Source organism: Halopiger thermotolerans (assembly GCF_054654555.1).
Genome location: NZ_BAAIEU010000004.1, coordinates 1002343 through 1015764, shown reverse-complemented (window position 1 = coordinate 1015764; position 13422 = coordinate 1002343). Strand labels below are relative to the sequence as shown.

Below are 13422 nucleotides of genomic sequence, written 5' to 3'. Positions count from 1 at the left end.
CGACGAACCACAGATTGATACTATCTGACCCCTTCCCTAGAACCGAATGGGAGACTGTGCCTATCCGGGATGTTCCGGCGACGACAGCATGAAAAACTCCTGCTCGTACTGCGGCGACGGCTACTGCTCCGAGCACCGGCTGCCGGAGAACCACGACTGTCCCGCGGTGTCGGCCGCGAACACGCTCGGCCCGGACTTCCGGGCGAGCGGCGAGCAGGCGAAAATTGGGTCCGACAGCGGGGGCGGGCTCCTCTCGCGGTTAAAATCGCTTCTCAGCCGGTAAGCCATAGCGACGCGCGCTCGCGGCTACCAGCGGCGCCTCGGCGAACTCGTTCCGCCCGCGGTGACGTTCCCGCGAACTGGGAGTAACGGGGTGTTTATATTCTCGAGTCGGCCCTGCGATCCGGTGAGGGACCGAACGATGGCCGATATCGAAGCCGACGCCGAACGAGAGTCCGAGACGGACAGAACGGAACAACTCAAGTCGGTCTACCTATCGGTGACCGACGGCGACGCGGCGCCGACCGTCGAGCACCAGCGCGAGGAGTCGTCGAACCGCGAGATCCGGTCGACCGGCTCCGACCGCGCCGTCGGTCCTGCAGAGCTACACGGCCTCGACGACGCGATCGACGATCCGGATCCGTCGAACGCGTCCTCGTAGCGAGTCTCGACTAAATCGATTCCGGTCGCGACGCTCGAGCGCACCCGTTACTCGAGGTCCGCCCCGACCGCGTCTTCGACCGACGAGAACCCGTCGCGCTCGAGGAGCGTGACCAGCCCCTCGTTGATCCGCTTGGCGGTCGAGGGGCCCCGATAGACGAATCCGGTGTAGAGCTGGACGAGCGAGGCGCCGGCCCGGATCTTCCGGTAGGCGCTCGCAGCGGAGTCGACACCGCCGACCCCGACGATCGGGAGGTCGCCGTCGGTGTAGTCGGCGATGGTCCGGATCACGTCGGTCGACCGGTCCTCGATCGGTTTCCCGCTCAAGCCGCCCCACTCCTCGCGCTTCGGCGACGCGAGCCCTTCGCGGCTCGTCGAGGTGTTGGTCGCGATCATCCCGTCGAGGCCGAACTCCTGGACGATGTCGACCAGATCCAGCACGGCGTCTTCGGGTTCGTCGGGGCCGATCTTGACGAGAATGGGCACGTCCGCCTCGTTCTCCGCCTCGAGCGTCTCGAAGATCGCCCGGAGATGCTCGGGCGAGGCCTCGTCGAACTCGTCGGGCGTGTTCGGACAGGAGACGTTCACCACGACGTAGTCGGCGAACGGCGAGAGCCGGTCGAAGACGCGGCGGTAGTCCTCGATCGCCTCGTCCTCGCTCGAGGAGTTCATCTTGCCGACGTTGACGCCCAGCGGAACCGTCGGCGTGCCGTCGTCCTCGAGGCGGGCCTTCACGCGCTCCATCCCCTGGCCGTTGAAACCCATGCGGTTGACCATGCCCTCGTCCGCCTGCAGTCGGAACAGTCGCGGGCGGTCGTTGCCCGCCTGCGGGTAGGGCGTGACGGTGCCGATCTCGACGAAGCCGAAGCCGAGCGCCTCGAGGGCGTGGGTCACCTCTGCGTTCTTGTCGAAGCCGGCCGCGACGCCGACCGGGTTCGGGAAGGAGGTGTCGAACAGGTCGACCTCGAGGGCCGGGTGCTCGTACCGGTACGCGTAGGAGAGGGCCGCCCGCGTCGGACGGGTGGATTGAGCCGCCCGGAGCGCTCGCTTCCCGAGGCCGTGGGCCGTCTCAGCCGGGAGCTTGAACGCGAGGGGACGAACCCGCGAGTACAGCGTCATTTGGTGGGGATGCGAACGGACGGTAGGTAAACGTCTCGGAGCGCGCCGGCTCTGCGTCCGTTCCGCAGCGGGTGTACAGCGGCGACCCCGACGCTCAGTATGCCTCGAGCAGCCCCAGAATCGCCCCGCCGCCGCCGATGCTCATCCCGACGACGCCGCGCTCGACGTCCGGATCGTCACGAAGCTGGTAGGCCAGACTCGCCGCGAGCATGCCGCCGGAGGCCCCGATCGGGTGGCCGAACGCGACCGCGCCGCCCTGCGGGTTCAGCTTCTCGCGCGGAATGCCGACGCGGTCCATGACGTACACCGCCTGCGCGGCGAAGGCCTCGTTGATCCAGTAGGCGTCGACGTCGTCGACCGTGAGGTCGTTGCGCTCGAGCAGCGCCTCGGTGACGTCGCCGACAGCCTCGTTGAACCGGTCGGGGTCCCGGTACGCGGTCGTATAGTCGACGAGCCGCGCCATCGGCTCGAGGCCGCGCTCGTCGGCCGCGTCCGCGTCGGCTAACAATACTGCGCCCGCGCCGTCGCTGAGCTTCGAGGCGTTGCCGGGCGTGATCGTGCCGTCCTCGCGGAACGGAGTCGGCAGTTGGGCGAGGTCCTCGAGCGTGGAGTCGGGCCGCGGGCCTTCGTCAGTGTCGACCGTTTCGCCGTTCGTTTCGACCGGCACGATCTCGTCGTCGAACCCGCCAGACTCGATCCCCTCGGCGGCCCACCGGTGGCTCTCGAGGGCGTACTCGTCTTGTGCTTCGCGGGAAATACCCTCGCGGTCGACCAGTCCCTCGGTGATCTCGCCCATGTGGACGTCGAGGTTGACGTCCCACAGCGAATCGTAGAGCATCGAGTCCGTGAGTTCGACGTCGCCGTACCGCCGGCCTTTCCGGTAGTCCGGGAGAATCCACGGCGCGTTGGTCATCGACTCGAAGCCGCCCGCGACCGCCAGGTCGGCACGGCCGGCGGCGATCCGATCGGCCGCGAGCGAGACGGCGCTCATCCCCGACCCCGAGGCCTCGTTGATCGTCGTCGCGCGCGTCTCGTTCGGGAGCCCGGACTCGACGACGACCTGCCGGCCCGGAACCTGTCCGATACCCGCCTGAATGGCGTTGCCGAGGGCGACCCAGTCGATCGCGGCGTCGTCGACGTCGACGCGCTCGAGGAGACCGTCGAGCGCCGTCCGTCCCAGTTCGACCGCCTCGACGTCCGCGAGCGAGCCGAGCAGCGTTCCGTGGGGCGTTCGCGCGCCGTCGACGAGGACGACGTCGCTATCGGTATCCGTGGGCGCGGTCATGGTGGGTCGACCACGCGAGCGCGGAAGAATGTTCGCGCTCGGTCGGACGGTCGTCCGACGTTGAACGCAGCGACGGACGGCCGCCGTTTACCGGCGCTCCCCGCCGTCTCCGGCGGCGACTCGCTCGGCTTCGGGACCGAAGGCGTCCTCGAGCAGCGCCGGCACGTCGTCGGGCTGGACGTCGGAGTACCACTCGTTGCGCGGCTGGATCGCGATCGCCGTCCCGCCCTCGCTACAGAGGCCGAGACAGCCGGTCGTCGTCACCGAGACCGCGGTCCAGAAGGCGTCCCGCTCGCGCAGCCAGTCGACGACGGCGTCGAACGTCTCGTCGGCGCCGGCGTCCCCGCAGCAGGCGTGATCCGAGTCGCGCTCGGTCGTACAGACGAAGACGTGCGCGTCGAGGCGCTCGCGCTGCTTGGCGGTTCGATCGCGCATGCGTTACGAGTTCGCGACGCGGTCGTCTCGAGTCCCGGCGTCTCCGGTCGGTCCCGGGGCCACGTCGGTCGTCGACGGGGACTCCCAGTCGTGGAGCCAACCGAACACGCCCGCGAGCAGCGCCCAGAGCGCGGCCTGACTCAGGACGACGAGCCCCTGATAGGTCGCGACGAGGTCGGCCGAGAGTCCGGGGTGGGAGACCGTCGTGGGCGTGAGGAGCGGCAGCGCGATTCCGACGGCGAGCAGCGGGGCCGCACCGGCGGCGAGGCCAGCGAGGCGGTGCCGCGGTGCCGCCCGCCGGTACGCGAGGACCGACGCGGCGGCGACGATCGCACCGACGACGACGAGCGCGAGGTAGAGCGCCTGCCGAGTCCCCACGCCGTACAGGTGTTCGGCGCCCGGAGCGGCCGGCGGTAACACGAGCCACGGCGTCGCCGAAACGGTCAGAAAGCCCGCGCCGGCGAGGACGTACGCCTTCGCGGCGTCCCGGCCCGGCAGCGCCGGCTCGAGGAAGTACAGCGCGATCGCGAAGACGCCGCCGAGGAAGATCGCCCAGAGGACGCCGCTACCGATGCTGACGACGGTCGTCGTGAGCTCCGAAACGGCGTGCGAATGGGCGTGAGCGTGACCGTGGCCGTGCTCGTGCGCGTGTTCGTGGCCGACCGTTTCGACGTACCCGCTCAGCGGGTTCGCGACGAGCGCGACGAACAGGCCGTACGCGAGGCCGGCGACGACGCCCGCGGCGACGCCTCGCCTGAGGTAGTCGTACAGCATCAGTGGCAGACGATGCCGGCCGCGTGCCGGAAGTTGTGCATCGCGTCGTGGACGAGCGGCTCCTGCAGGAAGACCAGCGTGAACGCGATCGCGGCGGCGAACGCGAGCCCGACGGCGATTTCGGTCGCCGAGCAGTCACTCCGTGCGGCGTCGATGCGATCCGAAACGGTTTCGGTCCGTGTCATACAAACCAAGTTTACCTACTGAAACTTAAGTTGTAAAGGTTGCGCTCCCTCGCCGGATCGACGGCGACGCGAGGAATCGAACGTACGTTTCCCCGCTCGTCGGTTTCGGTGGAGAACGTGGCACTGACGAGTCGTGAAAACGACCCCGACCGTTCGAGCCGATTAGGGGAGAACGAAATCGTTTTCCTACGGCTACCGCTTGACTCGAGTAACAAAGAGAGTCATGAGTATCCAACGACGGTCACCAGGAGGGATGTCCCGTGGCGGCTGAACGAGTCCTCGTACCGCTGTCGGACACGGTGACCGTCCGGCAGACGGTCGGCTACGCGGTCCAGTCCGGACTTGAGGCGGCCGACGCGGACACGGCCGCCGAAGCCGACGCCGACGCGCCCGACCTCGAGTGTCATCTGGTCGTCGCACTGCCCTACGACGCCGATTCCCCCGAGAGCCAGCAGCAGCGCGACGACGCCGAACAGTTGCTCTCGCGCGCGACGAACTGGGTCGAGGAGGACGCCGCCGACGCCGCGGTGACGGTCGAAACCGCCGTGCTCGGGACCGACGAACTGCTGTTCGGTCCCCGCGACTTCGCCGACATCTTCGGCCAGTACGTCGACGACCACGGCGTCGATCGGATCGTCCTCGATCCCGAGTACAGTCCGGGGGCGACGACGCCGATGCTCCAGCCCCTCGAGCGCGAACTCCAGCGCAAGGGGCTGGCGTTCGACGAGGCGCCGGTCGAGCGGCCGGCCCGCCACCAGCGGCTGATCAGCGGCGGCGAGACCTTCGATCGGTTCTTCGCGACGTTCGCGATCTCCCTCGGCTTCTACCTCGTGCTCGGCGATCCGTTTTACTGGTTCGACCTCGTCACCGGGGTCGCCGTCGCCGGGGTCGTCTCGATCGTGCTCGCCCAGGTGACGTTCACGTTCCCGCTCGATCGCGTGCAGTCGCCGCTGCGGACCGTTCGCTTCGCCCTCTACATCCCGTACCTGCTCTGGGAGATCGTCAAGGCCAACATCGCGGTCTCGGCCGTCATCCTGCGGCCGTCGATGCCGATCGAGCCCACGCTGACGCGGGTCAACGCCCGCGTTCGCAGCGGGCTGCCCCTGACCGCGCTCGCAAACAGCATCACGCTCACGCCGGGGACGCTGACTGTCCGGGCCAACGACCGGGAGCTGCTGGTCCACACGCTGATCCCCGCGGCCCGAGAGGACCTGTTCGACGGGGGCCTCGAGAAGGGGATCCGGTTCGTCTTCTACGGCCGCGACTCGGCCGCTATCGCCTCGCCGCGCGAACGGGACGACGCCGAGATCGTCGGAGGTGACGAGCTGTGACCCTCGAGTCGCTCGGCCTCGGCTCCGGCGTCGGCCTCGAGGAGCTGTTCCTCTGGGCAGCCGCGGCCTTCGTCGTCCTCGCGATCGCGATGTTCTACCGCGCGGTCGTGGGGCCGACGACGCAGGATCGGCTGCTCGCGGTGAACGTGCTGGGGACGAACACGGTCGTCATCCTCGCGCTGCTGGCGGCGGCGCTCGATCAGGCGTGGTTCCTCGACGTGGCGCTGATCTACGCGCTGTTGAACTTCCTGATGTCGGTCGCCATCTCGAAGTTCACCGTCGAGCGGGGTGGTGTGCTGTGATCGAGACCCTGCGGTTCGCGGCCATCGTCGTTCTGCTCGGGCTCGGCGTGTTCTTCACGCTCGTCTCGACGGTCGGCGTGCTCCGCCTGCCGGACATCTACGCGCGGGCCCACACCGCCTCACAGACGGACACGCTCGGGGCCGGTTTCGCGCTGGCGGCCGTCGCGCTCGCCTTTGGCTGGCAGCAGGCGGCGGTCTACACCGTCTTGCTGCTGTTTTTCATCTTCATCACGAACCCGACGGCGGCCCACGCGATCGCGCGCTCGGCCGCCGAGTCGGGCGTCGAGCCGCTGCTGGCCGAGGAGGGCGACGCCGACGCCGGCCCAACGAGCGGCGACGACGCGACCGACCCCGACGGCGGGCCGACCGCGGCGACCGACGGCGGGAACGGCGAGGACGGCGAGAACGGAGGTGACCCCCGATGAGCGCGTTCACCTACTCGCTCGCGGTCTTTATCCTCGTGACCGCGGTCGCGACGGCGCTGTTCCGGGACGTGCTGTCGGTCATCATCGTCTTCGGCGCCTACAGCCTCGGAATGGCCATCCTCTATACGTTCCTGCTGGCCCCCGACGTGGCGATGACCGAGGCCGCGATCGGCGCCGGCGTGACGACGCTGCTGTTGCTCCTCACGATCGCGCGGACGACCCGCCCGTCGACCGACCGCCTGGTAGAGCGGATCCACCTGCCGGCGGCCGCCGTCGTCTCGGTGTTCGTGGGCCTCGTCTGTTTCACGATCGTCCCCGAGATGTACGAGGTCGGCAGCACGGAGACGGCCGTCTGGCAGAACCTCGAGGTGACCCAACACTACATCACCGAAACCTACCACGAGACCCACGTCGAGAACGCGGTGACGGCCGTGCTGGCCGCCTACCGTGGGTTCGACACCTTCGGCGAGGCCGTCGTCGTCTTCGGCGCCGGAATCGCGACGCTGCTGGTCCTGAAACGCGAGGTGTTCGCCTAATGTCCAACGCAGACGCCGATCCGGTCGACGATACCTACACCGAGAGTCAGGTGATCATGACCGCGGTCAAGATCATCGCACCGTTTACGCTCACCTACGGGCTGTTCATGACCTTCCACGGGGCCAACGCCCCCGGCGGCGGATTCCAGGGCGGCGCCATCGTCGGGGTCACGATCCTCATGCTGGCGTTCGCCTTCGGGATCGAGCCGACCCGCCAGTGGCTCCGCAACTCGGTCCTCGTCGGCCTCGCCACCGGCGGCGTCCTCTTTTTCGGCGCCGTCGGCCTGGCGATGATCGCCCTCGGCGGGAACTTCCTCGAACTCGACCAGCTCAAGGAGGCTCTCCACATTCACACGAGCTGGGGCCTCGAGGCCGTCGAGATCGGCGGCATCTCGCTGATCGTCTCGAGCATCATCGTCACGCTGTTCTTCGCGATGGCGGCCGGGTTCACGCCCGAGCGGCGGGCCGAACGCGGCGGCGCTGGAACGCCCGACGAGACGACGGCCCCCGACGCAGCAGGGCCGACGACGGAGGTGAGCGACGATGATTGAAGCGCTCGCGGCGAACTACCTCTACGTACTGGTGTTCGTCCTGCTGGGGATCGGGCTCTACATGGTGATCGCCAACGAGAACCTCGTGAAGAAGCTGATCGGCGTGAGCCTGTTCCAGTCGGCGATCTTCCTGCTGTTCGTCGCGATGGCCTACATCGACGTCCCGGGCGCCTCAGCGCCGATCGTCCCCCACGAGGGCGAACCGCTCGAGGTCATGGTCGCGAGCCCGCTGCCCCAGGTCATCGTCCTGACCGCAATCGTCGTCGGCATCGCGCTGACGGCGGTCGGGCTGGCGCTGGTGATCCGCATCTACGCGGAGTACGGGACGCTCCGCGAGGACACGCTTCGGGAGGTGCGTGCCGATGAGTAGTATCGACCTCCTCCCGGCGCTGCTGATCGTCGCGCCGATCCTCGCGGCAACGCTGCCGATCGCGCTCGGACTGTGGTTCGACCGCACGGGATGGCCCGTCGCGGCACTCACCACGCTCGGGCTGTTCGCTGGCGCCCTCGCCCTCGCACGCGAGGTCTACACTAGCGGCCGGGTGACCCACGAACTCGGTGGCTACCCCCGCGAGTACGGCATCCAGCTCGTGGCCGATCAGTTCTCGATGCTGATCGTCCTGCTCGTGACCGCCGTCGCCCTCGGCGTCCTCGCGTACACGCGCCGGGGCGGCCCGCGCGGGAACACGTTCTACACTGCCTACCTGCTGCTGACCGGCGGCCTACTGGGCATCTCGCTGACCGGCGACGCGTTCAACCTGTTCGTCTTCCTCGAGATCACGAGCCTGGCGACCTACGCCTTGGTCGCCAGCGGCGACGGGCCGGAAGCGGCCGTCGCCGCCTTGAAGTACCTGATCCTGGGGACCGTCGCCGCATCGATGTACCTGATCGGCGTCGCCTTCGTCCTCATGGCGACGGGGACGCTCAACATGGCCGAACTCGCGACGGCGATTCCGAACGCCGAACGGCCGCTGTTGGTCCGGGCCGGCCTCGGATTCATGATCGTCGGCTTCGCGACCAAGGTGGCTCAGTGGCCGCTGCACACCTGGCAGCCCAGCGCCTACCACCGGGCGCCCGACGGCGTCACGCCGCTGATCGCGGCGCTGGTCTCGACCGCTTCGGCGTACGCCTTCGGTCGGCTGATCGTCTCCGTCTTCGGCGTCGACTACCTCGCGTCGATCCCGCGGGTCGGTCCGATCGTCGTCGCGATCGGCTGCATCAGCGTCCTCGCCGGCACGGGGCTGGCCGTGATCCAGCGCGAGGTCAAGCGGATGCTCGCGTACTCGTCCGTCTCGCAGTTCGGCCTGGTGCTGGCCGCCTACGGGGTCGTCATCGCGGGCCAGTCCGAGACGGCCTTCGTCGGCGCCGCGATCCACCTCGTCGGCCACGGCCTACTGAAGGCCGGGCTCTTCCTCGGGGTCGCCCTCGTCGCGACGAGCTACGGGGCCCGCACCGTCGACGAGTACGCCGGCCTCGCGAAGGATCGCCCGGTCGCCGCCGGCGCGATAGCCGTCATGCTGCTTGCGCTTGTCGGCGTCCCGCCGGGCGTCGGCTTCGTCGGCAAGTGGTACATCGCCGTCGGCGCCGTCCAGTCCGAACTGTGGCCCGTCGCCGCCGTGATCTTCCTCAGTACCATGCTCACCCTCGCCTACGCCGCACGCCTGCTCGAGAAGATGTACTTCACGCCGCCGACGGCCGCCGAACGGCCCCGTCCGACGGGGACGGCCGCGACGGACGGCGGCACCGACGACGAGCGGTCCGACGCCGCTCCCGGTACCGTCGACCCCGCCGCCGCGTTCCGCACGAAGGGTTCGCCCGACGCCGTCTCGACGGGGATGCTCGCGGTCGTCGTCGTCGCCGCGATCGCCGCCGTCGCGCTCGGCTTCGCCGGCGGCACGCTCGCCGACATGCTCGCGCCCTTCCTGACGGAGGTGTTTAACTGATGGTTGCTGACATCCGCCCGCTCGCCGCCGTCCTTGTCTCGGCGGTCGCGATCGTCCTGATCGTCGCATCGCATCGCCGACCGAACCTCCGCGAGAGCTGGTCCGTCCTGGCCGCCCTCGCGAAGTTCGGCCTCGTCGCCAGCATGCTCCCCGGCGTCGTGAACGGCGCCGTCTACGAGTGGAGCCTCTACGACGCAACCGGAATCCGGTTCCTCGAGGGACTGGACTTCGCCCTTCGCGCGGACCCGCTGGGGATCTTCTTCGCTCTGCTGGCGAGTTTCCTCTGGATCTTCACGTCGTTCTACGCGACGGGGTACATGCGGGGGCTCGACGAACACGCGCAGACCCGCTTCTTCGCGGCCTTCGCGGCCAGCCTCTCGAGCGCCGTGGGGATCGCCTTCGCGGCGAACCTCGTGACGATCTTCGTCTTCTACGAGCTGCTGTCGCTGGTGACCTACCCGCTGGTCGCCCACAACGAGGACGACGAGGCCCGCATCGCCGGCCGCAAGTACATCACGTACACGTTCTTCGGCGGTGGGGTCTTCCTGCTCGCGGGGACGGTCATGGTCTACTGGCTGACGAGCCTGGTCGGCTCGCCGACGCTGGCCTTCCAGGCCGGCGGCATGTCGGCGCTGGCCGAAGCCGCACAGGCCGAGCCGGTCTACGCGCAGGCCGCCTTCTTCCTGCTGATCTTCGGCTTCGGGGTCAAGGCCGCACTGATGCCCTTGCACTCGTGGCTCGCGGACGCGATGGTCGCGCCGACACCCGTCTCCGGGCTGCTCCACGCGGTCGCGGTCGTCAAGTCCGGCGCCTTCGGCATCTCGAGGGTCATCCTTGAGGTCTACGGCCCCGGGCTGATCTACGACCTGCCGCTGGACGTACCCGGGATCGGCGAGGTCGGCCTGAACATCCCGGTCGCGATCGTCGCCGCGTTCACGCTGACCGCGGCCAGCATCATCGCGATGCGCAAGGACCACCTCAAGCGCCGGCTCGCGTACTCGACGACGGCGCAGCTGTCGTACATCGTGCTGGGGCTGTCCCTGCTGCATCCCTACGCGATCGTCGGCGCGCTGTTCCACATCCCGGCCCACGCGTTCGCGAAGCTCACGCTGTTCTTCTGCGCGGGCGCGGTCCACGTCGAGACCCACACCGACTACATCAGCGAGATGGCCGGCATCGGGAAGCGGATGCCGCTGACGATGTCGGCGTTCACGATCGGCGCGGCCGGGATGGCCGGGCTGCCGCCGATCGCCGGCTTCGTCAGCAAGTTCTACATGCTCATCGGCGCCGGCGACGTCGGCGGCAGCTACTGGCTGTTCGCCGGCGCCCTCCTGCTCTCGGCGGTGCTCAACATCGGCTACTTCTGGCCGGTCGTCTACACCGCCTTCTTCGAGAGCGAGGACCGCCACGACGCCAAGCCGTTCCTCGAGTTCCCGCGGGGCGGTCTGGTGGAATCGTACGGCGACGACGAGCGCGACGAGGCCGTCGCCGCCGACGGCGGCGAACGGACCGACGGCGGCGAGAGCGAGGCGGACCGCTCCGACGCGGCCGACGCGGCCGACGCGGCCGACGCGGCGGACTCGGCTCGCTCCGAGGAAACCGAACCCGAATCGGACGCCGCGGACGAAGACGATGCCGACTACGAGTACGCCGTCGACCAATACCCCAGCGACGCCGACGTGCCCGCGGGAACGGGCGAACGCGTCAGCAGCGTCGACCACCACGGCGACCACGACGACCACCTCACCGGCGGCCCGCCGACCGGCCAGTGGCCGCGCCGCTCCCCGTTCGCGGAGAGCACGTGGCTCATGCTCGCGCCCATCGCCGTCATCGCGACGGGCGCAGTCGTCCTCGGGGTCGTTCCCGACCACGCGGTCTTCCTCGACCTAGCGGTGCGGATCGTCGAGGGCGTCTTCGGGATGCCCTTCGAGGAACTGGGTGACGTTCCCTTCGACCAGCTCCTGACGGAGGTGAACAACTGATGACGTTCGGACTCGGATTCGAACTCGAGGCCCTCTCGATGGCCTACCCGCCGTTGCTCATTTTGGCGGCGGCGCTGCTCGTGCTCGTACTGCCCCGACTCGCCGGCTTCACCGTCGGCGCGCTCAGCCTCGCCGCGGTGCTCGCGATCTCGCTGGTCGCGCCCGGCGGCGAACACCTGGGCGGGACCTTCCTCGGCTTCGAGGTCGTCCCCTACTACGTCGACGAGTTCTCCCGGATGGTCGGCCTCGGGCTCGGCTTCCTCGGGATCTGCAGCGTCATCTACGCCTACTCGAGCGAGGCGAGCAAGCGGCTGACCGCGTTCGCGCTGATCTACCTCTCCTCGTCGATCGGGGCGGCCTTCGCCGGCGACTGGCTCGTGCTCCTGTTCATGTGGGAACTGATGGCCGTCACGAGCACGCTCGTGGTCTGGGACTACGGCGGCGAGGCGGTCCGGGCCGGCTTCCGGTACGCGCTGTTCCACGGCACGGGCGGCGTGCTGGTGATGCTGGCGGTCGCGGCCCACTACGTCCAGACCGGCACGTTCGTCTACGACGGAACCGGTATCGCCGCCGGGATTCCGGAACTGCTCGCGGTGCTGGGCATGGGCGTCAACGTCGCCTTTATCGGGTTCCATATCTGGCTGCCCGACACCTACCCGCGACCCCACATCGCGGCGTCGGTGTTCCTCTCAGTGTACACGACCAAGACGAGCGCGTTCGTCCTCTACCGGGCGTTCCCGATCGGCGCCGAGAGCGACCTCGGCATTTACATCGCGTACATGGGCGGCCTGATGGCGGTCTACGGCGCGACCTTCGCCCTGCTGCAACACGACATGCGGGCGCTCCTCTCGTATCACATCCAGGCCCAGCTCGGCTACATCGTCGCCGGGATCGGGATGGGCGCCTGGATGGTCGAAAGCGAGATCGCCGTCGCCGGCGCGATGAGCCACCTGTTCAACAACATCCTGTTCAAGAGCCTGCTGTTCATGGCCGTCGGCGTGGTCATCTACCGCACCGGCGAGGAGGACCTCTACAAGCTGGGCGGGCTCTGGCGCGAGATGCCCCTGACCGCGATCGGGTTCGCGCTGGGTGCGCTCTCGATCACCGCGATCCCGGGCTTCAACGGCTACGTCAGCAAGGGGATGCTCTTCGACGCGGCCGATCCACACTACTACGGCGTCCACGAGTTCGAGGCGCTGTACTGGCTACTCTGGCTCGGCGCGATCGGAACCCTCCTCTCGTTCATCAAGCTCGGCTACTACGTCTTCCTCCACGGCGAAAGCGACGTGTCGGTTCCCGACGCCAAGCCGGGCCAGACCGTCGCGATGCTCGGCCTCGGCGGCGCCTGCCTCCTGTTTGGCGTCTGGTGGCAGGGGCTGGCCGACCTCGCGCCGACGCTGCACGGCCACGGCGGCGGCGAGTTTACGTTCGTCTATCCGAACGACGGCGAAGGGCACCTCCACCCCTACAGCGCGAGCCACCTCCAGAGCGCGGGGACGCTGACCGCCATCGCGCTCGTCACCTTCGCGATCGTCCGCAAGCCCCTCTCGAAGCTCGACCTGCCGGACCCGGCGTCGTTCGTCTACCCGGCGGGGTACTACCTGGGCCGCTGGTCGATGCTGGCGACGACCGAACTGTACGCCGCTGTCGACGCGCTCGTCGTCGCGGGCGTCAAGCGCTGCTACTGGATCGGGAACAACCCCGTCCTCGCGGTCGACGCGGCCGCTCGCCGGCTGCCGCTGGTCGACGCCGACGAGCGCCGGCCCGCGGACGGCGGCCGCCCGTCGACGCTCCACCTCCGCGCGGGCATCGGCACGACCGTCCTCGTGTTGCTGCTCGTGCTGACGGTGATCCTGTGGCTGCTCGTTAGCTAACCGTCCGTCACGCTTTTCGA

Annotated in this window: 16 protein-coding genes; 11 read left to right on the top strand and 5 right to left on the bottom strand. The window is 68.7% G+C overall.

Features of this window, described 5'->3' with window-relative positions:
• Positions 1–46 precede the first annotated feature (46 nt).
• Both ACYQ26_RS12725 and ACYQ26_RS12720 read left to right on the top strand, forming a co-directional pair.
• Complete coding sequence (locus ACYQ26_RS12725) at positions 47–283, top strand: AN1-type zinc finger domain-containing protein (RefSeq protein WP_459809273.1); 237 nt, start codon at positions 47–49, stop codon at positions 281–283.
• A 138-nt stretch (positions 284–421) separates the two neighbouring features.
• Positions 422–661: a hypothetical protein gene (locus tag ACYQ26_RS12720; RefSeq protein WP_459809272.1), complete on the top strand. Its 240-nt coding sequence runs from the start codon at positions 422–424 to the stop codon at positions 659–661.
• 47 nt (positions 662–708) lie between these two features.
• On the opposite strand, the gene ACYQ26_RS12715 is transcribed toward ACYQ26_RS12720, so the two are convergent.
• From ACYQ26_RS12715 to ACYQ26_RS12695, 5 genes are all read right to left on the bottom strand, one after another.
• The gene (locus ACYQ26_RS12715) at positions 709–1779 is read right to left on the bottom strand and encodes a quinone-dependent dihydroorotate dehydrogenase (RefSeq protein WP_459809271.1); all 1071 of its coding nucleotides are present in this window, start codon (positions 1777–1779) and stop codon (positions 709–711) included.
• A gap of 94 nt (positions 1780–1873) precedes the next feature.
• Entirely contained in the window at positions 1874–3064 is a 1191-nt protein-coding gene (locus ACYQ26_RS12710) for a thiolase family protein (protein WP_459809270.1), read from the bottom strand.
• An 87-nt stretch (positions 3065–3151) separates the two neighbouring features.
• Positions 3152–3499, bottom strand: coding sequence for a (2Fe-2S) ferredoxin domain-containing protein (locus ACYQ26_RS12705; protein ID WP_459809269.1), 348 nt, complete (start codon positions 3497–3499; stop codon positions 3152–3154).
• A gap of 3 nt (positions 3500–3502) precedes the next feature.
• The gene (locus tag ACYQ26_RS12700) at positions 3503–4273 is read right to left on the bottom strand and encodes a CbtA family protein (protein WP_459809268.1); all 771 of its coding nucleotides are present in this window, start codon (positions 4271–4273) and stop codon (positions 3503–3505) included.
• Positions 4273–4458, bottom strand: coding sequence for a CbtB domain-containing protein (locus ACYQ26_RS12695; RefSeq protein WP_459809267.1), 186 nt, complete (start codon positions 4456–4458; stop codon positions 4273–4275). The genes ACYQ26_RS12700 and ACYQ26_RS12695 overlap by 1 nt, the downstream gene beginning before the upstream one ends.
• A 260-nt stretch (positions 4459–4718) precedes the next feature.
• Between ACYQ26_RS12695 and ACYQ26_RS12690 the strand changes: the two genes are divergently transcribed.
• From ACYQ26_RS12690 to ACYQ26_RS12650, 9 genes are read left to right on the top strand one after another with little or no spacing between them, the layout of a single operon-like run.
• Positions 4719–5789 carry a monovalent cation/H+ antiporter subunit E gene (locus tag ACYQ26_RS12690; RefSeq protein WP_459809266.1) on the top strand — a complete coding sequence of 357 codons (1071 nt, stop codon included), beginning with the start codon at positions 4719–4721 and terminating at the stop codon, positions 5787–5789.
• A complete protein-coding gene (locus ACYQ26_RS12685) occupies positions 5786–6091 on the top strand; it encodes a cation:proton antiporter (RefSeq protein ID WP_459809265.1) in 306 nt (101 codons plus the stop codon). The genes ACYQ26_RS12690 and ACYQ26_RS12685 overlap by 4 nt, the downstream gene beginning before the upstream one ends.
• Entirely contained in the window at positions 6088–6516 is a 429-nt protein-coding gene (gene mnhG, locus ACYQ26_RS12680) for a monovalent cation/H(+) antiporter subunit G (RefSeq protein WP_459809264.1), read from the top strand. The genes ACYQ26_RS12685 and mnhG overlap by 4 nt, the downstream gene beginning before the upstream one ends.
• On the top strand, positions 6513–7052 hold the full coding sequence (locus ACYQ26_RS12675) for a DUF4040 domain-containing protein (RefSeq protein ID WP_459809263.1): 540 nt from the start codon (positions 6513–6515) through the stop codon (positions 7050–7052). The genes mnhG and ACYQ26_RS12675 overlap by 4 nt, the downstream gene beginning before the upstream one ends.
• Positions 7052–7603 carry an MnhB domain-containing protein gene (locus tag ACYQ26_RS12670; protein WP_459809262.1) on the top strand — a complete coding sequence of 184 codons (552 nt, stop codon included), beginning with the start codon at positions 7052–7054 and terminating at the stop codon, positions 7601–7603. Before ACYQ26_RS12675 ends, ACYQ26_RS12670 begins: the two co-directional genes overlap by 1 nt.
• Positions 7596–7973 (top strand): cation:proton antiporter subunit C, encoded by a 378-nt coding sequence (locus tag ACYQ26_RS12665; protein WP_459809261.1) that lies wholly within the window; start codon positions 7596–7598, stop codon positions 7971–7973. The genes ACYQ26_RS12670 and ACYQ26_RS12665 overlap by 8 nt, the downstream gene beginning before the upstream one ends.
• The gene (locus ACYQ26_RS12660; protein ID WP_459809260.1) at positions 7966–9546 is read left to right on the top strand and encodes a proton-conducting transporter transmembrane domain-containing protein; all 1581 of its coding nucleotides are present in this window, start codon (positions 7966–7968) and stop codon (positions 9544–9546) included. Before ACYQ26_RS12665 ends, ACYQ26_RS12660 begins: the two co-directional genes overlap by 8 nt.
• Positions 9546–11528 (top strand): proton-conducting transporter transmembrane domain-containing protein, encoded by a 1983-nt coding sequence (locus tag ACYQ26_RS12655; RefSeq protein WP_459809259.1) that lies wholly within the window; start codon positions 9546–9548, stop codon positions 11526–11528. Before ACYQ26_RS12660 ends, ACYQ26_RS12655 begins: the two co-directional genes overlap by 1 nt.
• Positions 11528–13402, top strand: a complete 1875-nt coding sequence (locus tag ACYQ26_RS12650) for a Na(+)/H(+) antiporter subunit D (RefSeq protein ID WP_459809258.1) — start codon at positions 11528–11530, stop codon at positions 13400–13402. Before ACYQ26_RS12655 ends, ACYQ26_RS12650 begins: the two co-directional genes overlap by 1 nt.
• Positions 13403–13422: the final 20 nt, after the last annotated feature.

What these genes read in the sequence shown, in the direction of transcription:
- ACYQ26_RS12725 (WP_459809273.1), top strand. Translation starts at nt 47, where the DNA reads ATGGGAGACTGTGCCTATCCGGGATGTTCCGGCGACGACAGCATGAAA.
- ACYQ26_RS12720 (WP_459809272.1), top strand. Translation starts at nt 422, where the DNA reads ATGGCCGATATCGAAGCCGACGCCGAACGAGAGTCCGAGACGGACAGA.
- ACYQ26_RS12715 (WP_459809271.1), bottom strand. Translation starts at nt 1,779, where the DNA reads ATGACGCTGTACTCGCGGGTTCGTCCCCTCGCGTTCAAGCTCCCGGCT.
- ACYQ26_RS12710 (WP_459809270.1), bottom strand. Translation starts at nt 3,064, where the DNA reads ATGACCGCGCCCACGGATACCGATAGCGACGTCGTCCTCGTCGACGGC.
- ACYQ26_RS12705 (WP_459809269.1), bottom strand. Translation starts at nt 3,499, where the DNA reads ATGCGCGATCGAACCGCCAAGCAGCGCGAGCGCCTCGACGCGCACGTC.
- ACYQ26_RS12700 (WP_459809268.1), bottom strand. Translation starts at nt 4,273, where the DNA reads ATGCTGTACGACTACCTCAGGCGAGGCGTCGCCGCGGGCGTCGTCGCC.
- ACYQ26_RS12695 (WP_459809267.1), bottom strand. Translation starts at nt 4,458, where the DNA reads ATGACACGGACCGAAACCGTTTCGGATCGCATCGACGCCGCACGGAGT.
- ACYQ26_RS12675 (WP_459809263.1), top strand. Translation starts at nt 6,513, where the DNA reads ATGAGCGCGTTCACCTACTCGCTCGCGGTCTTTATCCTCGTGACCGCG.
- ACYQ26_RS12670 (WP_459809262.1), top strand. Translation starts at nt 7,052, where the DNA reads ATGTCCAACGCAGACGCCGATCCGGTCGACGATACCTACACCGAGAGT.
- ACYQ26_RS12665 (WP_459809261.1), top strand. Translation starts at nt 7,596, where the DNA reads ATGATTGAAGCGCTCGCGGCGAACTACCTCTACGTACTGGTGTTCGTC.
- ACYQ26_RS12660 (WP_459809260.1), top strand. Translation starts at nt 7,966, where the DNA reads ATGAGTAGTATCGACCTCCTCCCGGCGCTGCTGATCGTCGCGCCGATC.
- ACYQ26_RS12655 (WP_459809259.1), top strand. Translation starts at nt 9,546, where the DNA reads ATGGTTGCTGACATCCGCCCGCTCGCCGCCGTCCTTGTCTCGGCGGTC.
- ACYQ26_RS12650 (WP_459809258.1), top strand. Translation starts at nt 11,528, where the DNA reads ATGACGTTCGGACTCGGATTCGAACTCGAGGCCCTCTCGATGGCCTAC.